At 69.2% G+C, this 19,714-nt stretch carries 22 protein-coding genes; 20 read left to right on the top strand and 2 right to left on the bottom strand.

The annotated features are described in order from the left end of the window. Window positions 1-85: 85 nt before the first annotated feature. Together QM693_RS22115 and QM693_RS22110 are read left to right on the top strand one after the other, a co-directional pair. Entirely contained in the window at window positions 86-742 is a 657-nt protein-coding gene (locus tag QM693_RS22115; RefSeq protein WP_105421831.1) for a PadR family transcriptional regulator, read from the top strand. A 98-nt stretch (window positions 743-840) separates the two neighbouring features. Further along, the gene (locus QM693_RS22110; RefSeq protein WP_283353437.1) at window positions 841-1,818 is read left to right on the top strand and encodes an esterase/lipase family protein; all 978 of its coding nucleotides are present in this window, start codon (window positions 841-843) and stop codon (window positions 1,816-1,818) included. A gap of 61 nt (window positions 1,819-1,879) precedes the next feature. Here QM693_RS22110 and QM693_RS37880 read toward each other — a convergent pair whose 3' ends face one another. Further along, entirely contained in the window at window positions 1,880-2,119 is a 240-nt protein-coding gene (locus QM693_RS37880; RefSeq protein WP_375154205.1) for a hypothetical protein, read from the bottom strand. A 31-nt stretch (window positions 2,120-2,150) separates the two neighbouring features. Here QM693_RS37880 and fmt point away from each other — a divergent pair, with 31 nt between their 5' ends. The 3 genes from fmt (at window position 2,151) to QM693_RS22095 (ending at window position 5,485) form a co-directional block, all read left to right on the top strand. Beyond that, window positions 2,151-3,074 carry a methionyl-tRNA formyltransferase gene (gene fmt / locus QM693_RS22105; protein ID WP_283353436.1) on the top strand — a complete coding sequence of 308 codons (924 nt, stop codon included), beginning with the start codon at window positions 2,151-2,153 and terminating at the stop codon, window positions 3,072-3,074. Then, a complete protein-coding gene (locus QM693_RS22100; protein ID WP_011598870.1) occupies window positions 3,071-4,498 on the top strand; it encodes an RsmB/NOP family class I SAM-dependent RNA methyltransferase in 1,428 nt (475 codons plus the stop codon). Before fmt ends, QM693_RS22100 begins: the two co-directional genes overlap by 4 nt. Before the next feature lie 129 nt (window positions 4,499-4,627). Beyond that, entirely contained in the window at window positions 4,628-5,485 is an 858-nt protein-coding gene (locus tag QM693_RS22095; RefSeq protein ID WP_016880326.1) for a mycofactocin-coupled SDR family oxidoreductase, read from the top strand. A gap of 61 nt (window positions 5,486-5,546) precedes the next feature. Here the strand turns inward: QM693_RS22095 and QM693_RS22090 are convergent, their stop codons facing one another. Further along, window positions 5,547-5,885, bottom strand: coding sequence for an MmcQ/YjbR family DNA-binding protein (locus QM693_RS22090; RefSeq protein WP_120659108.1), 339 nt, complete (start codon window positions 5,883-5,885; stop codon window positions 5,547-5,549). A gap of 58 nt (window positions 5,886-5,943) precedes the next feature. On the opposite strand from QM693_RS22090, the gene rpe reads away from it, so the two are divergent. The 15 genes from rpe to QM693_RS22015 all read left to right on the top strand — a co-directional run. After that, entirely contained in the window at window positions 5,944-6,627 is a 684-nt protein-coding gene (gene rpe, locus QM693_RS22085; protein ID WP_283353435.1) for a ribulose-phosphate 3-epimerase, read from the top strand. A gap of 29 nt (window positions 6,628-6,656) precedes the next feature. Continuing rightward, entirely contained in the window at window positions 6,657-7,709 is a 1,053-nt protein-coding gene (gene ribD, locus QM693_RS22080; protein WP_283353495.1) for a bifunctional diaminohydroxyphosphoribosylaminopyrimidine deaminase/5-amino-6-(5-phosphoribosylamino)uracil reductase RibD, read from the top strand. A gap of 11 nt (window positions 7,710-7,720) precedes the next feature. After that, window positions 7,721-8,329, top strand: coding sequence for a riboflavin synthase (locus QM693_RS22075; RefSeq protein WP_105418502.1), 609 nt, complete (start codon window positions 7,721-7,723; stop codon window positions 8,327-8,329). An 80-nt stretch (window positions 8,330-8,409) separates the two neighbouring features. After that, on the top strand, window positions 8,410-9,663 hold the full coding sequence (locus QM693_RS22070) for a bifunctional 3,4-dihydroxy-2-butanone-4-phosphate synthase/GTP cyclohydrolase II (RefSeq protein WP_009480441.1): 1,254 nt from the start codon (window positions 8,410-8,412) through the stop codon (window positions 9,661-9,663). Continuing rightward, window positions 9,660-10,151, top strand: coding sequence for a 6,7-dimethyl-8-ribityllumazine synthase (gene ribH / locus QM693_RS22065; RefSeq protein WP_005241766.1), 492 nt, complete (start codon window positions 9,660-9,662; stop codon window positions 10,149-10,151). The genes QM693_RS22070 and ribH overlap by 4 nt, the downstream gene beginning before the upstream one ends. A 13-nt stretch (window positions 10,152-10,164) precedes the next feature. Next, complete coding sequence (locus QM693_RS22060) at window positions 10,165-10,617, top strand: PH domain-containing protein (RefSeq protein ID WP_283332351.1); 453 nt, start codon at window positions 10,165-10,167, stop codon at window positions 10,615-10,617. A 68-nt stretch (window positions 10,618-10,685) separates the two neighbouring features. Next, window positions 10,686-12,869: an excinuclease ABC subunit UvrC gene (gene uvrC / locus QM693_RS22055; RefSeq protein ID WP_283353434.1), complete on the top strand. Its 2,184-nt coding sequence runs from the start codon at window positions 10,686-10,688 to the stop codon at window positions 12,867-12,869. 44 nt (window positions 12,870-12,913) lie between these two features. Beyond that, window positions 12,914-13,780, top strand: a complete 867-nt coding sequence (rapZ, locus tag QM693_RS22050) for an RNase adapter RapZ (RefSeq protein WP_050787545.1) — start codon at window positions 12,914-12,916, stop codon at window positions 13,778-13,780. Further along, window positions 13,777-14,802, top strand: a complete 1,026-nt coding sequence (locus QM693_RS22045) for a gluconeogenesis factor YvcK family protein (RefSeq protein WP_283332353.1) — start codon at window positions 13,777-13,779, stop codon at window positions 14,800-14,802. Before rapZ ends, QM693_RS22045 begins: the two co-directional genes overlap by 4 nt. Continuing rightward, window positions 14,793-15,776, top strand: a complete 984-nt coding sequence (gene whiA / locus QM693_RS22040) for a DNA-binding protein WhiA (RefSeq protein ID WP_005262275.1) — start codon at window positions 14,793-14,795, stop codon at window positions 15,774-15,776. The genes QM693_RS22045 and whiA overlap by 10 nt, the downstream gene beginning before the upstream one ends. A 262-nt stretch (window positions 15,777-16,038) precedes the next feature. After that, complete coding sequence (gap, locus tag QM693_RS22035) at window positions 16,039-17,058, top strand: type I glyceraldehyde-3-phosphate dehydrogenase (protein ID WP_005241784.1); 1,020 nt, start codon at window positions 16,039-16,041, stop codon at window positions 17,056-17,058. 17 nt (window positions 17,059-17,075) lie between these two features. Further along, a complete protein-coding gene (locus QM693_RS22030; RefSeq protein WP_280782161.1) occupies window positions 17,076-18,287 on the top strand; it encodes a phosphoglycerate kinase in 1,212 nt (403 codons plus the stop codon). Between the two features lie 3 nt (window positions 18,288-18,290). Then, a complete protein-coding gene (gene tpiA, locus QM693_RS22025; protein ID WP_283353433.1) occupies window positions 18,291-19,076 on the top strand; it encodes a triose-phosphate isomerase in 786 nt (261 codons plus the stop codon). A gap of 125 nt (window positions 19,077-19,201) precedes the next feature. Continuing rightward, a complete protein-coding gene (gene secG, locus QM693_RS22020; RefSeq protein ID WP_005241788.1) occupies window positions 19,202-19,435 on the top strand; it encodes a preprotein translocase subunit SecG in 234 nt (77 codons plus the stop codon). A gap of 46 nt (window positions 19,436-19,481) precedes the next feature. Beyond that, a partial coding sequence (locus QM693_RS22015; RefSeq protein ID WP_283353432.1) for a phosphoenolpyruvate carboxylase occupies window positions 19,482-19,714 on the top strand: 233 nt, incomplete at its 3' end.

Here is a 19,714-nt window from a genome sequence, read left to right as displayed (position 1 = left end):
TGACCACCGTCACAGAAAAGGACCTTGCCGAGTGTCTATTGCCGATATATCGTTGATGCATCAGCGATACAGAAGGAGGCTGATGATGGAAAACTTCCATTTCGAACACAGAGGTCCCCGACGGGACCGATTCGCGCGCGAGCGGACGGGACGGCCCGAGGGGCCCCACCGTCACGGACACCGGCGAGGCCGCTTCGGGCCCGAGGGTGATCCCGGGTTCGGCCCGGGAATGCACTTCGGCCGCGGACGCGGACGCGGTGGCAGGGGACGACGCGGCGATGTCCGCTCCGCGATCCTGCTGCTGCTCACCGAGGAGCCGATGCACGGCTACGAGTTGATTCAGCAAATCGTCGAACGCAGCGACGGGGTGTGGAAGCCCAGTCCGGGTTCGATCTACCCCGCGCTGTCACAACTCGAGGACGAGGGTCTGGTACTGATCGAAAAGGTGGCGGGCCGCAAGACCGCACGCCTGACGGACGAGGGCAAGGCCTTCGTCGAAGCGAACAAGACCGAACTCGGCACCCCGTGGGACGACGTGCGGGAGAGTGTCGGCAGGCCCGCCGAGGACCTGCGGGGCCTGATCGGGCTGCTGATGGGTGCCGCGGGGCAGGTCGCCGCCGTCGGTGACGACGAACAGGTTCGGCGTGCCGGCGAAATTCTCACCGAGGCGCGTCGCGCGATGTATCGCCTTCTCGCGGAAGACGATCAGAGCGAAGCCGGCAAGGCTGACACCGACTCGTAGGGCGTCGCGGTTCACCGCGGGCCCGCCGCCTCGACGCGACAGCGCGTGCACATTCTGGGAAGGTTCACAGAAATGTCACGGCGAAGTCGGGAGAGATCATGAGATTTCGGGGTGCCGGTGCGGTCGTCGCGGGTGTCGTCCTGCTGATGTCCGGCGCAGTGTCCACCGCCCATGCGGACGACTCCTCACCGCCCCAACCCGTCGTGCCCGCCACGGCCGGGCTTCCCCAGACCGGCCGTAGTGCCGCCGCCGCGTATGCGCACGAGCACCCGGGCAGCGCACCCGCGGGATCGAACGACTTCTCCTGCACACCTTCCCCGGACCACCCCGAGCCGGTGGTGCTCGCACACGGCACCGACGCCAGCGCCTACGCGGACTGGGCCGCCCTGTCGCCGATGCTCGCCGCCGACGGCTACTGCGTGTTCGCGCTCAACTACGGCGGAGCGCCGGGCGCCGATACGTACGGCACCGAGGACATCGTCGCGAGCGCGGAGGAGTTCGGGCGATTCGTCGACCGGGTCCGCAACGCGACCGGCGCCGACAAGGTCGACACGGTCGGGTACTCGCAGGGTGCGAACGTCACGCGGTACTACGTCAACAAGCTCGGCGGCGCCCCGTTCGTCGACCACTGGGTCGGGCTGGCGTCGCCCAGCTACGGGGGAGTGATGTACGGCCTCGTTCCGATCGTCCAGGCGCTTCCCGGCGGACCGGACTTCGCCCGCACGGTGACATCGGTGGCCGTCAGCCAGCAGATGCAGGGCTCGCCGTTCATGAACGCCCTCAACGCGGGCGGTGACACCGTGCCCGGTGTCGCGTACACGACGATCGGGTCTCGGTACGACGAGATGATCCAGCCGTACACGAACATGGCGCTCCACGGCGCCGGGGCCGACAACATCCTGATCCAGGATCGATGCCCCCAGGACGGCACCGGACATTTTCAGGCGCCCTACGATCCGTTCGCGCTCGACCTCGTCCGGGCGGCGCTCGACCCGGACGCGGCTCCGCTGGCTCGTTGCGAGTTCGTCCCGGTCGGTGCGGGTATTCCGCAGGTGATTCTCGACAGCAACAGATAGACCCACACGAATGAGGCGGGGAGCCGTGCGCTGCACGGCCCCCGCCTCATTCGTGTGTGCGCTACTCCGCCAGTTTCGTGACCGCCTGCGCCCACAGGAAGTACTTGTTGGTGCCGAGGTCCTTCACAGACTTGATGTCGAATGCGGCCGCGAGGTGTTCGGCGTCGGAATCGCTCACGCCCTGCAGGGCGGCGACGACAGTTCGCCGAGTGTTATGGCCCGGGGTCGACTCCCTAGACTGGTCGGCACATCGTCGATCAAAGGGGAGCTTTCTTCGTGAGTATCGTTTCGGCCCGCGCAGCGGTCCACCGTCCGTCGTGTGGGTCGCCGACGTGCGCATAGTCTTCGCCGGAACCCCCGAGCCCGCTGTTCCCTCGCTCGAACGCCTGATCCGTTCGCCGCGCCACGACGTCGTGGCGGTGATCACCCGCCCGGACGCGGTCGCAGGCCGCGGACGCAAGGTGGTCCGTTCACCGATCGGTGAACTCGCCGACTCCCACGGCATCGAGGTGCTGACTCCCGAGCGGCCCTCGGAGCCGGACTTCCTGGCGCGTCTCGCCGACCTCGCACCCGACTGCGCGCCCGTCGTCGCCTATGGGGCGCTGCTGCCGCAGAAGGCCCTCGACATCCCGGCCCACGGCTGGGTGAACCTGCACTTCTCGCTGTTGCCGGCGTGGCGCGGGGCAGCCCCCGTGCAGGCCGCGATCGGTGCGGGCGACGACATGACCGGCGCGAGTGCGTTCCGGCTCGAGGCGGGGATGGACACCGGGCCGGTCTACGGGGTGGTCACCGAGAGGATCCGTGATACCGATACCGCCGGGGATCTGCTGGGGCGCCTGGCCGACAGCGGTGCGGTCCTCCTGGAGTCGGTTCTCGACGGGATCGAGGACGGCGCGATCACCGCGGTCCCGCAGTCGGCCGACGGGGTGTCGCATGCGCCCAAGGTGGGCGTCGAGGCGGCCCGGATCCGTTGGGACAGAACAGCTGCCGTGGTTGACCGGCACGTCCGCTCGGTGACCCCCGCGCCCGGCGCCTGGACCATGATCGGCGATCTGCGCGTCAAGGTCGGTCCGGTCACTCCGACGGAGGAGCGACTGGAGCCGGGGGAGATTTCGGTGACCAAGGCCGGATTCCTGATCGGCACGTCCACGGTGGCGGTGCGGCTCGACCGCATCCAGCCGCAGGGCAAGAAACAGATGGCCGCCCTGGACTGGGCGCGAGGCGCACGACTCGACGCGGAGGTACGGGCACAGTGAGCGAATCCAGAAGGCCTGCACGTCGCGGCCAGTCCGGCTCGGGGGCCCGCAACAACCGTCCCCGACAGGCCCGCCGGCCCGACGCGTCGCAGTCCGGTCTCGACCAGCCGCGGCTCGCCGCGAGGGACGTGCTGCGCGCCGTCCGGGAACGCGACGCCTACGCCAATCTCGTGCTGCCCGGGCTGCTGCGTGAGCGGCGCCTGGACGGACGCGACGCGGCCCTCGCCACGGAATTGGCCTACGGCGCCGCCCGCGCCCGTGGGCTCCTCGACGCCGTGATCGCCGACTGCGCAGGCAGGCCGATCGCCGAGATCGACGGACCGCTCCTCGACGTCCTCCAGCTGGGCGCCTACCAGCTGCTGCGCACCCGCGTCGCCCCGCACGCCGCCGTCGCCACCTCCGTCGATCTCGTGCGCGCGGAGGCCGGTCCGGGGAAGGCGGGCTTCGTCAACGCCGTGCTGCGCCGGGTGTCGGAGCGGTCCGAAGCGGAATGGGTGGAGCGCCTCGCCCCGGCCGACCCGGTGGGGCGGCTGGCGTTCGAGCACGCGCATCCCACGTGGATCGCGCAGGTGTTCGCCGACGCGCTCGGTGCCGACGCCGGCGAACTCGAGGACGTCCTCATCGCCGACGACGCCCGGCCGGTGGTGCATCTCGTCGCCCGCCCGGGGGAGATCTCGTCGGAGGAACTCGCGCTCGCCACCGGCGGCGAGGTGGGGCGCTACTCGCCGTACGCGGTCTATCTGGACGGCGGCGACCCGGGGCTGCTCGACGCCGTCCGTGAGGGGCTCGCAGGAGTGCAGGACGAGGGCAGTCAGCTCGTCGCCCGGGCGCTGTCGCTGGCACCCTTGGACGGTCCGGACGCGGGCCGCTGGCTCGACCTGTGCGCGGGCCCGGGTGGCAAGGCGGCCCTGCTCGGCGCCCTCGCCGGAATCGAGGGCGGACGCCTCGACGCCGTGGAGCCGGTGGAACACCGCGCGGACCTGATCCGCAAGACGACGAAGGAACTCCCGGTCGACGTGCACGTCGCCGACGGGCGGGATCCCGGGCTGGCGGGCGGGTACGACCGCATCCTGGTCGACGCGCCGTGCACCGGACTGGGTGCGTTGCGCCGACGTCCGGAGGCGCGGTGGCGCCGGCAGCCGTCGGACGTGGCGGGTCTCGCGAAACTGCAGCGCGAACTCCTGGCATCGGCCGTCGAGTTGGTTCGTCCCGGCGGCGTGATCCTCTACGCGACGTGTTCGCCGCACCTGTCCGAGACGGTGGCCGTGGTCGCGGACGCGGTGCGCCGCTACGGGCTCACGGCACTCGACACGCGTGAACTCGTTCCCGGTGTGCCGGGTCTGGGAGACGGTCCGGGCGTCCAGCTCTGGCCGCACCGGCACGGCACCGACGCGATGTTCATGGCCGCGTTGCGCAAGCCGTAGGGCGGGGGCGTCCCCACTACCTGGACATCTGCCCGACTCTCGGTAGAACCTGTTCCACTTTTCCGTGAAACGTGTTCTAATTCTTCTCGCGACAGAGACGTACGTCACGAAGCGAGTGGAGGACTTCAGATGAATCGGGTAGCGGGGAAGGTCGTTCTGATCACGGGAGCGGCGCGGGGTCAGGGGCGTAGTCATGCAGTGCATCTCGCCGACGAGGGCGCCGACATCATCGCCTTCGACCTCTGCGAGGACATCGCATCCAACGAATACCCGCTGGCGACCGAGGCCGACCTCGCGGAGACGGGACGGCTGGTCGAGAAGGCGGGGCGCCGGGTCGTCACCGCCAAGGTGGACGTGCGTGACCGCGCGGCCCTGCAACGCGAACTCGACGCCGCCGTCGCGACGCTGGGCCGGCTGGACGTCGTGGTCGCCAACGCCGGGATCGCGCCTCTCGGGAACGACGTGCCCGTCGAGGGATTCGTCGATGCGTTCGACGTCGACTTCGTCGGAGTGATCAACACCATCCACTCGGCCCTTCCGCACCTCGACGCCGGCGCCTCGATCATCGCGACGGGATCGGTGGCCGGGCTGGTCCCGCAGACCGGTCTGAACGGCCAGCAGGCCCTGCAGGGGCCGGGCGGCGACGGCTACGGTCTCGCCAAGAAGATGCTGTGGACGTACACCAACTCGCTCGCGCTCACCCTGGGCCCGAAGTCCATCCGCGTCAACGCGATCCATCCCACGAACTGCAACACGGACATGCTGCAGAGTCCGCCGATGTTCCGCACGTTCCGCCCCGACCTGGAGAACCCGACCGCCGAGGACGCGAAGGTCACGTTCCCGTTCATGCAGGCGATGCCCACCCCGTGGGTCGAGCCCGAGGACATCTCGCACGCGGTGGTGTTCCTGTCCTCCGACGAGTCCCGGTTCGTCACCGGTCAGCAGCTCCGGGTCGACGCGGGGGCGGGTCTCAAGCTCGGCGTCTGACGCCGATCCGATGAGGGTCCGGGCCGGTGTGCGGGCGCCGCCCGGGCCCTCGCCTTTCGCGTCAGGTCTGGTCGAACTGCTTACGCAGCTTCGCCGGTGCCTTGATCCGCCAGGCATCCTGCAGCAGTTCGGTCAGCTGCGGAACGTCGACGTTCTCGAGGTCGACGACGATCGAACCGTGACCGTCGTAGTGCGGAGTGGTATAGAACGGCGCGCCCTGGGCCAGCAGGGCCGCCTTCTCGTCGAGGTCGCACATCACCACCAGGCCCCCGTCCGACTCGGCCCGCAACCGGGCGAGCAGCTTGCCCGCCACCTTCAGGGCCGGGGTGCGATACGACGTGCTCTCCTGCACCTCCGGTAGTGACGCACCGATCGCCACGACGTCCGTCCAGGTCGGCATGAGCCCAGTATGGACCGCGGGACCCGGGCACGGCACGCGTACGACTAAACTGCGGCCCGTGGCAACCCCGATGATCGCACCGTCCATTCTGTCTGCCGATTTCGCGCGTCTCGCCGAGGAGGCGGACGCCGTCGCCGGTGCCGACTGGCTGCACGTCGACGTGATGGACGCACATTTCGTGCCCAACCTGACGCTCGGCCTTCCCGTCGTGCAGAGCCTGCTCGCGGCGACGGACATCCCGCTCGACTGCCATCTCATGATCGACGACCCCGGCCGCTGGGCGCCGCCCTACGCGGAGGCGGGCGCGCACAACGTCACCTTCCACGCGGAGGCGACCGACGACCCCCGGTCCGTGGCCCGGGACATCCGCGCCGCCGGCGCCAAGGCCGGTCTCAGCGTCAAGCCCGGCACGCCGATCGAGCCGTACCTCGAGATCCTGAAGGACTTCGACACGCTCCTCGTCATGAGCGTCGAGCCCGGCTTCGGTGGTCAGCCGTTCATCCCCGAGGTGCTGTCGAAGGCGAAGGCCGTCCGCCGGCTCGTCGACTCGGGTGAACTGAGACTGGTCGTGGAGATCGACGGCGGCATCAACGCCGACACCGTCGAGGCCGCTGCCGAGGCGGGCGTCGACTGCTTCGTCGCCGGGTCCGCCGTCTACGGCACGAGCGATCCCGCGGAGGCCGTGCGCGCCCTGCGCGCCAGCGCCGCCCAGGCGTCACCGCACCTGAGCCTGTCGCGGTAACGGCGCTCCGGCACAACGTGAACTCCCACGTGCGGCACGAGAATTCGGCGGCGGACCTCGACGCCGCGATGCAGATCGCCATCGGCGCCGCCGAGTCGGCGCGCGGATTCACCAGCCCCAATCCGGCGGTCGGCGCGGTGGTCCTCGACGCCGCGGGACGCATCGCCGGTGTCGGGATGACGCAGCCTCCCGGCGGTCCCCACGCAGAGGTCGTCGCACTGCGGGAGGCGGGGGACGCCGCCCGCGGCGGCACCGCCGTCGTCACGCTGGAACCGTGCAACCACCACGGCCGGACCGGGCCGTGTTCGCAGGCGCTCCTCGATGCCGGTGTGGTCGCGGTGCACTACGCGGTGGGTGATCCGAACCCCGAGGCCGCGGGCGGTGCGGAAACCCTCGTCTCGGCGGGTGTCGACGTGACGTCCGGGCTGCGGGCCCAGGACGTCGAACGCGGCCCGCTCCGCGCCTGGCTGCACCGGCAGCGCACCGGACGGCCGCACGTGACCTGGAAGTACGCGGCCACACTGGACGGGCGCAGCGCCGCCGCCGACGGCACCAGCCAGTGGATCACTGGTCCCGAGGCGAGGGAACGCGTCCACGCCGACCGGGCGAAACTGGACGCGATCGTGGTCGGCACCGGGACGGTGCTCGCCGACGACCCGCGGCTGACCGCCCGGATGCCCGACGGATCGCTCGCGGCGCACCAGCCGGTGCGCGTCGTCGTCGGACTCGGCGACATCCCGGCCGACGCCCGGGTCCTCGACGACTCCGCGCCCACCCTGCTGCTGCGCACGCACGACGTGGACGAGGTCCTCGCCGCACTCGCCGAGTACACCGATGTGCTGCTCGAGGGCGGGCCCCGGCTGGCGGGCGCATTCCTCGCCGCGGGCCGCGTCGACCGCATCCAGGCGTACCTCGCCCCGCTGGTCCTCGGCGCCGGCCCGTCCGCGGTCGCGGAGGCGGGAGTGCACACGATCGACGGCGCGCTGCGGTTCCGTCACGAGTCGGTCGAAACAATCGGCCCCGATCTGTTGTTGAGTCTGGTTCCAGCAGTGTCCGAAAACCCTGACAGCCACCGAACGTAGGAGAAGCCACAGTGTTCACCGGGATCGTCGAAGAGTTGGGTGAGGTCGTCGCCAAGGAGGAACTGGCCGACGCCGCACGGTTCACCGTCCGTGGTCCGGTCGTGACTTCCGACGCGTCACACGGGGATTCGATCGCGGTGAACGGTGTGTGCCTGACCGTCGTCGAGGTGCTGGCCGACGGCTCCTTCACGGCCGACGTCATGCAGGAGACGCTGAACCGGTCGAGCCTGCAGAAGATCGACGTGGGCAGCCGCGTCAACCTCGAGCGGGCCGCCGCCCTGAACAGCCGCCTCGGCGGCCACCTCGTCCAGGGCCACGTGGACGGCACCGGGCACATCATCAGCCGCAGCCCTTCCGAGAACTGGGAGGTCGTGCGCATTGCGCTGCCCGACGCCATCTCCCGGTACGTCGTGGAGAAGGGCTCGATCACGGTCGACGGTGTGTCGCTTACGGTCTCGGCTCTCGGCGGGGAACGCGGCGACGAGTACTTCGAGATCTCGCTCATCCCGACCACGCTGCAACTGACCACGCTCGGGGCGGCGTCCGTCGGGACGCCCGTCAACCTCGAGGTCGACGTGATCGCGAAGTACGTGGAGCGGCTGCAAGCGGCCGGCCGCTGAGTCGTACTGTTGAGGAGCATCCCACGGATGCATCCGTTGTATTCGAAGATGCCTAAGTCAAGACTTTGGAGACCGAGCACGTGACCAGGTTCGACAGTATCGAGCGCGCCGTTGCGGACATCGCCGCAGGCAAGGCAGTCGTCGTCGTCGACGACGAGGACCGCGAGAACGAGGGAGACCTCATCTTCGCCGCGGAGAAGGCCACCCCCGAGTTGGTTGCCTTCATGGTTCGATACACGTCCGGGTATCTCTGTGTGCCGCTCGACGGCGCCGATTGCGACCGCCTCGGCCTGCCGCCGATGTACGCCACCAACCAGGACAAGCACGGCACCGCGTACACCGTGACCGTCGACGCCCGGGAGGGCATCGGCACCGGCATCTCCGCGTCCGACCGCGCCGCCACCATGCGGTTGCTGGCCGACCCGTCCAGCGGCGCCCAGGACTTCACCCGGCCCGGCCACGTGGTGCCGCTGCGCGCCAAGGAGGGCGGCGTGCTGCGCCGTCCCGGCCACACCGAGGCCGCCGTCGACCTCGCCCGGATGGCCGACCTGCGGCCTGCGGGTGTGATCTGCGAGATCGTCAGCCAGAAGGACGAGGGCCACATGGCCCAGACCGACGAGCTTAGGGTCTTCGCCGACGACCACAACCTCGCCCTGATCTCGATCGCCGACCTCATCGCGTGGCGCCGCAAGCACGAGAAGCACGTGGAGCGGGTCGCCTCCGCGCGCATCCCCACCCGGCACGGCGAGTTCACGGCCGTCGGCTACCGGAGCATCTACGACGACGTCGAGCACGTGGCGCTGGTCCGCGGCGACCTGCCCGGCCCGGACGGCGACGGCAGCGACGTGCTCGTGCGCGTGCACTCCGAATGCCTCACCGGCGACGTGTTCGGTTCGCTGCGCTGCGACTGCGGTCCCCAGCTCGACGCCGCCCTCGACATGGTCGCGCAGGAGGGGCGCGGTGTGGTCCTGTACATGCGCGGGCACGAGGGCCGGGGCATCGGGCTCATGCACAAGCTGCAGGCCTACCAGCTGCAGGACGCGGGTTCGGACACCGTCGACGCCAACCTCGAGCTCGGCCTGCCCGCCGACGCCCGCGACTACGGCATCGGCGCGCAGATCCTCGTGGATCTGGGCATCTCCTCGATGCGGCTGCTCACCAACAACCCGGCCAAGCGGGTCGGCCTCGACGGCTACGGGCTGCAGATCACCGAGCGGGTGTCGATGCCGCTGCGGGCGAACGCCGAGAACCTGACGTACCTGCGCACGAAGCGCGACCGCATGGGCCACGACCTGATCGGGCTCGACGACTTCGAAGCGGGAGAAATGCTGTGAGCGGTGAGGGATTGCCGGAGCTGCAACTCGGTGAGGCGGGCGACCTCCGGCTCGCCATCGTCGCCGGCAGCTGGCACGCCGAGATCTCCGAGGCGCTGATCGCCGGCGCGCAACGGGTGGCGGCCGAGGCGAACGTGAAGAACGTCACCCTGGTCCGGGTCGCCGGTGCCATTGAGCTTCCGGTGGTGGCGCAGGCCCTGGCCCGCACCCACGACGCCGTCGTCGCGCTCGGTGTCGTGATCCGCGGCGGGACGCCGCACTTCGAATACGTCTGCGACGCCGTGACGGCCGGTCTGACCCGGGTCTCGCTGGACGAGAGCACCCCGGTCGGGAACGGTGTGCTCACCACGGACACCGAGCAGCAGGCCGTCGACCGCAGTGGCCTGCCCGGCTCCGTCGAGGACAAGGGCGGTCAGGCGTGTGCGGCCGCGCTGGACACCGCTGTCACGTTGGCGCGACTGCGCCGCGCCGAGGAGTCGTTCGTATGATCCGGATCCATCCATGACCACTCCCGAATCCGAGTGGACACTCGTCGCGACGCCACGCAAGTCGCGTCGATACGCGATCGGTGTGGCGGTCCTTCTCGTCGTCGTGCATGTGACGTTCGCAATCCTGCTGCGCGGAGATTCGACGGGCGTGTACTTCCGGCTCGCCGACCAGCTGGCGTTCGCGGGCATCGGCTGCCTCCTTGCGGCAGCCGTCCTGCTGCTGACCCGGCCCCGGTTGCGGGTCGGGCCCAACGGCATCGCCGTGCGCAACGTGCTCGGGGAGCGCATCGTCGACTGGGACCTGTACGAGGGGCTGTCTTTCCCGGACGGCGCGGCGTGGGCCCGGATCGAGCTGCCCGACGACGAATACCTGGCCGTGATGGCCATCCAGTCGAACGATCGCGAGTACGCCGTGGACGCCGTCGACCGCTTCCGCGCACTCGCGTCGGAGTACGCACCGTCCTGAACCGGGGGTCGGCCCTCCGTGACGTCGCGGATGCGGGGTTGGTCGGTGGCGCCGACTAACGTGGAGGGGTGCCCGATCCTTCGACATATCGCCCCGCGACCGGAACGATTCCGGTCGACCCGGGGGTGTACAAGTTCCGCGATCCGCACGGCCGGGTCATCTATGTCGGGAAGGCGAAGAGTCTTCGATCACGGCTGAATTCCTATTTCGCCGACGTCTCGACGCTGCACCCGCGCACCCGCCAGATGGTGACCACGGCCGGCAGCGTCGAGTGGACCGTGGTGAGCACCGAGGTCGAGGCTCTCCAGCTCGAGTACAACTGGATCAAGGAATTCGATCCCCGGTTCAACGTCCGTTACCGCGACGACAAGACGTACCCGGTTCTCGCGGTCACCCTGAACGAGGAGTACCCCCGGCTGTTCGTCTACCGCGGGCCCAGACGCAAGGGTGTCCGCTACTTCGGTCCCTACTCGCACGCGTGGGCCATCCGCGAAACCCTCGACCTGCTGCTGCGGGTGTTTCCCGCTCGCACCTGCTCGGCCGGGGTGTTCAAGCGTCACAACCAGATCGGCCGTCCCTGCCTGCTCGGCTACATCGACAAGTGCTCCGCGCCGTGCGTCGGACGCGTGTCCGCGGCCGAACACCGCAAGATCGTCGAAGACTTCTGCGACTTCCTGTCGGGACGCACCGACAAGCTGGTCCGGCAGCTCGAGGCCAGGATGCAGGAGGCGTCGGAAGAACTCGACTTCGAAACGGCGGCGCGGTTGCGCGACGACGTGGGCGCGTTGCGGCGCGCGCTCGAGAAGCAGGCCGTCGTGCTCGGTGACGGCACCGACGCCGACGTCGCCGCGTTCGCGACCGACGAGCTCGAGGCCGCGGTGCAGGTGTTCCACGTCCGGGGTGGCCGCGTGCGCGGTCAGCGCGGTTGGGTGGTCGAGAAGGCGGGTGACGTCATCGACTGGGCCAGCGTCGATTCCGAGGCGGGATCGGACCTGCCGCTGCTCGTCGAGCAGTTCCTCACCCAGTTCTACGGTGAGCAGGCGGCGCTGTCGGGCGCGACCGACCAGGAGGCCGGCACCAGCGGCGTGCCGCGGGAGGTCCTGGTGCCCGTGCTGCCGCCCGACGCCGAACAGGTGCAGGAGTGGCTCAGCGGTCTCCGCGGATCCGCGGTCCGCCTCCGCGTGCCGCAGCGCGGCGACAAGAAGGCTCTCGCCGAGACCGTGCAGCGCAACGCGATGGAGGCGCTGCAACAGCACAAGCTGCGCCGCGCCGGCGACTTCACGTCGCGGTCGGCGGCCCTGCAGGGCATCCAGGAGGCCCTCGACCTGGATTCGGCGCCCCTGCGGATCGAATGCGTCGACATCAGCCACGTGCAGGGCACCGACGTGGTGGCCTCCCTCGTCGTCTTCGAGGACGGCCTGCCCCGCAAGTCCGACTACCGCCACTACGCGATCAAGGAGGCGGCGGGCGACGGCCGCTCCGACGACGTCGCCAGCATCGCCGAGGTCACCCGGCGGCGGTTCCTCCGGCACAACCGCGACGTCGGGGTGCTGCGTGCCGAAGCGGCCGGGGCGGACGCCGACCAGGTGTCGGGCGGGGACGGCGGCGACCTGGCCCCGGAGGCGGCGATCGATCCGCAGACCGGCAGGCCGCGGCGGTTCGCGTACCCACCGAACCTGTTCGTCGTGGACGGCGGAGCCCCGCAGGTGGCCGCGGCCTCGGCGGTCCTCGACGAACTGGGCATCACCGACGTCGCCGTGATCGGGCTGGCCAAACGGCTCGAGGAGGTGTGGGTGCCGGGGGAGGAGGACCCGGTCATTCTCCCGCGCACGAGCGAGTCGCTGTACCTGCTGCAGCGGGTACGCGACGAGGCGCACCGCTTCGCGATCACGTTCCACCGCAGCAAGCGGTCCCGCCGGATGACGGCGTCCGCACTCGACTCGGTCCGCGGGCTCGGCGAGACCCGGCGCAAGGCCCTGGTGACGCACTTCGGTTCCGTCGCCCGCCTCAAGCAGGCCTCCGTCGAGGAGATCACGGCGGTGCCGGGCATCGGAACGGCCACGGCGAAAGCGGTACTCACCGCTCTCGGGGCGGAGGAACCGTCTGCGGACGTCGCGGGAGTGGGGGATGATGAACCAGATCGGAACGGGCCGGGCACGGCAGAACGGAACGGCGCGGACATTCCCCGCGAACCGGTAGCACAGCACGGCCCGGCAGCACAGAGCGCTTCGCAACGGACAGGTGTCGAGTGAACGAGCAGCACGCGCAGAGTGACCGTCCATCCGCGGTCCGGCCGATGGACTTCCTTCTCGTCACCGGGCTCTCCGGGGCGGGTCTGCAGACGGCGGCGAAGGTCCTCGAGGACCTCGGGTGGTACGTCGCGGACAATCTTCCCCCGGAACTGATTTCCCGGATGGTGGATCTGAGCCTGGAATCCGATTCGCGGCTCGAGCGGCTCGCCGTCGTCATCGACGTGCGCAGCCGGTTGTTCACCGGCGACCTCGGCTGGGTCCTCACCGAACTGGAGAGCAAACCCGTGCACACACGGGTGCTGTACCTCGACGCGTCGGACGAGGTCCTGGTGCGCCGTTTCGAACAGGTGCGCCGAAGTCACCCGCTGTCGGGGGGAGGCGCCGAGGGCACCTTGTCGGAGGGCATCGCCGCCGAGCGCGATCAGCTCGCGAAGGTGAAGGCCGCCGCGGATCTGGTGATCGACACGTCGTCCCTGGCGGCGCACCAGTTGCGGCAGAAGATCGAGGACGCGTTCGGCGACGCCGAGAACCGGACCATGCAGGTAACAGTCCAGTCGTTCGGTTTCAAGTACGGTCTTCCGATGGACGCCGATCTCGTCTGCGACGTCCGTTTCCTGCCCAACCCGCACTGGATTCCGGAGTTGCGTCCGCACACCGGGCAGAGCGAGGACGTGCGGGACTACGTGTTGTCGCAGGACGGTGCCGAGGACTATCTGGCCACATATCACCACCTGCTGGATCTGACGATCGCGGGATATCGTCGGGAGGGGAAGCGCTACATGACCATCGCGGTGGGGTGCACCGGAGGGAAACATCGGAGTGTCGCGATGTCGGAGGCCTTGGCGAGCCGACTCGGAAAGGACTCCGGGCTGAACGTGCGTGTCGTCCATCGTGATCTGGGGCGCGAATGAGGCCGGTGCATCAGCCGCCTGCGATCGTCGCGCTCGGCGGGGGCCACGGGCTGTTCGCCACCCTCAGCGCCGCGCGCCGGCTCAGCCGTGACGTCACGGCCGTCGTCACCGTCGCGGACGACGGCGGATCCTCGGGACGGCTGCGCGCCGAACTGGGTGTCATCCCGCCGGGGGACCTGCGGATGGCGCTCGCCGCACTCGCCGCGGACGACCCCGAGGTGCAGGGCTGGACGGACACCATCCAGCACCGCTTCGGTGGAATCGGCGCCCTCGCCGGCCACTCGGTGGGCAATCTCATCCTGGCCGGCCTCACCGAAGTGCTCGGCGACCCCGTCGCGGCGCTGGACGAACTCGCCCGGTTGCTGCGGATCAACGGGCGCGTGCTGCCGATGTCGCCGATCGCCCTGGACATCGAGGCCGACGTGCAGGGCCTCGAGGCGGACCCTCGGGTCAGCCGCTGCATCCGCGGTCAGGTCGCGGTCGCGACCACCCCCGGCAAGGTGCGGCGCGTGCGACTGCTGCCGGCGAATCCGCCCGCCTGCCCGGACGCGGTCCGTGCGATCGACGTCGCCGACATGGTCGTCCTCGGCCCGGGGTCGTGGTTCTCCAGCGTCATCCCGCACGTCCTCGTGCCGGAACTGCTCGACACGCTGATCGCCACCGCCGCGCGGAAGGTGCTGGTGCTCAACCTGGCTCCGGAGCCGGGCGAGACCGCAGGATTCTCCACCGAGCGTCATCTGCACGTACTGTCCCAACACGCGCCCGAACTCACCGTCGACTTCGTCGTGGTCGATTCGGGTTCGGTTCCACCGGGGCGCGAGCGCGAGCACCTCGCCCGCGCCGCCGGACAGTTCCAGGCACGCGTCGTGTACGCCGACGTGTCGGAGCACGGCACCCACACGCACCATGCAGGAAAACTTGCGTCCGTTCTCGAACAGCTCTGGAGCGACCCCGATGCGGGGTCTCGGGGGAGCGAAGTGGCCGAGACACCAGAGGAAAGGGAGAGCGCTTCGTGGCAATGACAGCAGAGGTCAAAGACGAACTCAGTCGTCTCGTCGTCACTCATGTGAGTTGCCGGAAGGCCGAGGTCTCGTCGCTGCTGCGGTTCGCCGGGGGATTACACATCGTCGGCGGCCGGGTCGTGGTCGAGGCGGAAGTGGATCTGGGGTCCACGGCCCGCCGGTTGCGCCGCGAGATCTTCGACCTGTTCACCTACAGCGCCGACGTCCACGTCCTCAGTGCCGGCGGGCTGCGCAAGTCGTCCCGGTACATCGTGCGGGTCGCGAAGGAGGGCGAGGCCCTCGCCCGCCAGACCGGTCTCCTGGACCTGCGGGGACGCCCCGTGCGCGGGCTTCCAGCACAGGTGGTCGGTGGCAGCGTCGCCGACGCGGAAGCCGCGTGGCGCGGCGCGTTCCTGGCGCACGGTTCGCTGACCGAGCCGGGCCGGTCGTCGGCGCTCGAAGTCAGCTGCCCCGGCCCGGAGGCGGCGCTCGCGCTCGTCGGGGCGGCGCGCAGGCTGGGCATCTCCGCGAAGGCGCGTGAGGTCCGCGGCACCGACCGGGTGGTGATCCGCGACGGCGAGGCCATCGGCGCGCTGCTCACCCGGATGGGCGCCCAGGACACCCGCCTCGTGTGGGAGGAACGCCGCATGCGCCGGGAGGTCCGGGCCACCGCCAACCGGCTCGCCAACTTCGACGACGCCAACCTGCGCCGGTCCGCGCGGGCGGCCGTCGCGGCCGCGGCCCGCGTCGAACGGGCCCTCGACATCCTGGGTGACGAGGTGCCCGACCATCTGGCGGCGGCCGGTCACCTCCGGGTGGAGCACCGGCAGGCGTCCCTCGAGGAACTCGGCCAGCTCGCCGACCCGCCGATGACGAAGGACGCCGTGGCCGGGCGCATTCGGCGGTTGCTGTCGATGGCGGATCGCAAGGCCAAGGAAACCGGCATCCCCGACACCGAGTCGGCCGTCACCGCAGATCTTCTCGACGACGCCTGACCGTCGTCGGCGGTCGCCTCCCACCACCCCCACTCCCGGACGAACGGGACGCTCGTTGCGTCAGATCGGACGAGCGTCCCGTTCGTTCGGGTCGGGGCGGCCCGGAAAGGGTGCCCGGAGGTGACTGCGCGCGCGCGTGCCGCGCGCACTAGGGTTAGAGCCACATCGACCGATGAAACCTCGCGCCGACCACCCGTCGGTGGTGTCGTAGCGGCGCGGGAGCAGAGCTGCACAACCAGAATCATGCGCAAAGGAGCAGATTGTGACTGTCCGGGTAGGCGTAAACGGTTTCGGCCGTATCGGACGTAACTTCTTCAGGGCGGTGGATGCGCAGAAGGCGCTCGGAACCACCGACATCGAGATTGTGGCGGTCAACGACCTCACGGACAACGCTACGCTGGCGCATCTCCTGAAGTACGACTCCATCCTGGGTCGTCTCCCGCACGACGTCTCGCTCGAGGGTGAAGACACCATCGTCGTCGGAAACCAGAAGATCAAGGCACTCGCCATCAAGGAAGGCCCCGCGGCGCTTCCCTGGGGTGACCTGGGCGTCGACGTCGTCGTCGAGTCCACCGGCATCTTCACCGACGCAGCCAAGGCGAAGGGCCACCTCGAGGCCGGCGCCAAGAAGGTCATCATCTCCGCCCCGGCCAAGGGCGAAGACATCACCATCGTGATGGGCGTCAACGACGACAAGTACGACGGCAGCCAGAACATCATCTCCAACGCCTCGTGCACCACCAACTGCCTCGGCCCCATCGCCAAGGTGCTCGACGACGAGTTCGGCATCGTCAAGGGCCTCATGACCACGGTCCACGCCTACACCCAGGACCAGAACCTGCAGGACGGCCCGCACAGCGACCTGCGCCGCGCCCGCGCCGCCGCGCTGAACGTGGTCCCCACCGGCACCGGTGCCGCCAAGGCCATCGGCCTGGTCCTCCCGCAGCTTCTCGGCAAGCTGGACGGCTACGCGCTGCGTGTCCCGATCCCCACGGGCTCGGTCACCGACCTCACCGCGAACCTGAAGAAGTCGGCCAGCGTCGAGGACATCAACGCCGCGATGAAGGCTGCCGCCGAGGGACCGCTCAAGGGCATCCTGAAGTACACGGACGCCCCGATCGTGTCGTCGGACATCGTCACCGACCCGCACAGCTCGATTTTCGACTCCGGCCTCACCAAGGTCATCGACGATCAGGCCAAGATCGTGTCCTGGTACGACAACGAGTGGGGTTACTCCAACCGTCTGGCCGACCTCATCGGTCTCGTCGCCAAGTCTCTCTGAGCGAAGGTTCGGTAACAGTGGCAGTTCAGACTCTCGACGACCTGCTGAGCGCTGGGGTCGAGGGGCGCGCCGTGCTGGTGCGCTCCGACCTCAACGTTCCGCTCGACGGTGACCGGATCACCGATCCCGGACGCATCATCGCTTCCGCGCCGACGCTGAAAGCGTTGGCGGAGGCGGGCGCCAAGGTCATCGTCACCGCCCATCTGGGTCGCCCCAAGGGCGAGCCCGACCCGCAGTACTCCCTCGCACCGGTGGCGGTGAAGCTCGCCGAGGTGCTGGGACGCAACGTCCAGCTCGCCGGCGACGTCGTCGGGCAGGACGCTCTGGCACGTGCCGAGGGGCTCACGGACGGCGATGTTCTCCTGCTGGAGAACATCCGTTTCGATCCGCGGGAGACCAGCAAGGACGAGGCCGAGCGGACGAAGCTCGCCAAGGCCCTGGTCGAACTCGTCGGCGACGACGGCGCGTTCGTGTCCGACGGATTCGGTGTCGTCCACCGCGCGCAGGCGTCGGTGTACGAGGTGGCCAAGCTGCTCCCGCATTACGCGGGCAGGCTCGTCGAATCCGAGATCAAGGTGCTCGGCAAGCTCACCGAGGAGCCCGAGCGGCCGTACGCGGTCGTGCTGGGTGGGTCCAAGGTGTCGGACAAGCTCGCGGTGATCGAGGCGCTGGCCCCCAAGGTCGACACCCTCGTCATCGGTGGCGGCATGTACTACACGTTCCTGGCGGCGCAGGGCGTGTCGGTCGGCAACTCGCTGTGCGAGGAGTCGATGATCGACACATGCAAGGCGCTGCTCGAGCAGTACGCCGACGTGATCCACATCCCGCAGGACGTGGTCATCGCCGATTCGTTCTCGGCGGACGCCGAGTCGAAGATCGTTTCGGTGCTCGAGATCCCGGACGGCTGGATGGGCCTCGACATCGGACCGCAGTCGGTTCGCCGGTTCGCGGCGATCCTGACCAGCGCGAAAACCGTCTTCTGGAACGGCCCGATGGGCGTGTTCGAGTTCGAGAAGTTCGCCGCGGGCACCAAGGGTGTCGCCGAGGCGATCATCGAGGCCACCGGGAAGGGCGCGTACAGCGTCGTCGGTGGCGGTGACTCCGCCGCGGCGGTCCGCCAGCTCGGTCTGCCCGAGGACGGGTTCTCGCACATCTCCACCGGCGGCGGCGCCTCCCTCGAGTACCTCGAGGGCAAGGAACTCCCCGGCATCGCAGTTCTGGAGGGCTGAGGCATGGCACGGAAGCCGCTGATCGCCGGCAACTGGAAGATGAATCTGAACCATCTCGAGGCCATCGCGCTGGTTCAGAAGATCGCCTTCTCGCTCCCGGCGAAGTACTTCGACAAGGTCGACGTGACGGTGATCCCGCCGTTCACCGACATCCGCAGCGTGCAGACCCTCGTCGAGGGCGACAAGCTCCTGCTCACCTACGGTGCGCAGGACGTGTCGGCCCACGATTCGGGTGCGTACACCGGCGAGATCAGCAGCTCCATGCTGGCCAAGCTGGGCTGCACGTTCGTCGTCGTCGGGCACTCGGAGCGCCGGACCCTGCACTGCGAGGACAATGACACCGTGCTGGCCAAGACCAAGGCCGCGCTGAAGAACGGGATCACCCCGATCGTCTGCATCGGTGAGGGCCTCGACGTCCGCGAGGCCGGCGAGCACGTGTCCTACAACGTCGAGCAGTTGCGGGGCTCGCTCGCCGGACTGTCCGCCGAGGACATCGCGAAGGTCGTCATCGCGTACGAGCCGGTGTGGGCCATCGGAACCGGCCGCGTGGCCAGTGCCGCGGACGCGCAGGAAGTCTGCGCCGCGATCCGCGCCACGCTCGGTGACCTGGCCTCGCCGGACGTCGCGTCCGGTGTCCGCGTTCTCTACGGCGGCAGCGTCAACGCCAAGAACGTCGGCGAGATCGTCGGTCAGACGGATGTGGACGGCGCCCTCGTGGGCGGCGCCTCACTGAAGGCCGACGAGTTCGCGACGCTGTCGGCGATCGCCGCGGGCGGACCTCTGCCGTAAGGCGCCTTCGGTGCCCGTGCGCCTTTCCGGTAGCTACAGCTACCGGAAAGGCGCACGGGCGCGGAGCGCCTGTAGGGTGTACGAGGTCGTTGTTGTTCCTACTGGATGGGTGGACGTAGACAGACATGGAACTGTTCCTGGATATCCTGCTGGTGGTCACCAGCTTGCTGCTGATTCTGCTGGTGCTGCTGCACCGCGGTAAGGGCGGCGGTCTGTCCAGCCTGTTCGGCGGCGGCGTCCAGTCGAGCCTGTCCGGTTCCACCGTGGTCGAGAAGAACCTCGACCGCCTCACCGTCTTCACCGGCCTGATCTGGCTGATCGCGATCATCGGCATCGGCCTGGAGATCAAGTTCGGCTGATCGGCTTCATCATGCAGACGGGCCGTCACCGGTCGATACTGGATGAATGATCGAAACCCCACGTGAGGCCACTGAACCACTCCGCGAAGACATTCGGCTCCTGGGCGGCATCCTCGGTCAGATAGTGCGGGAACAGGCCGGGGACAGCGTCTTCGACCTCGTCGAGAAGGCCAGGGTCGAATCGTTCCGGGTTCGTCGTTCCGAGATCGACCGCGCAGATCTGGCGGACATGTTCACCCAGGTGTCCACGAGCGACACCATTCCTGTCATCCGGGCCTT

Origin of the sequence: Rhodococcus sp. IEGM 1305, from assembly GCF_030058635.1 — a bacterium.
In the GTDB taxonomy this organism is placed as follows: domain Bacteria; phylum Actinomycetota; class Actinomycetes; order Mycobacteriales; family Mycobacteriaceae; genus Rhodococcus_F; species Rhodococcus_F opacus_D.
Note: the sequence above shows the minus strand (reverse complement) of the source record. Positions and strands in the feature narration are given on the sequence as shown.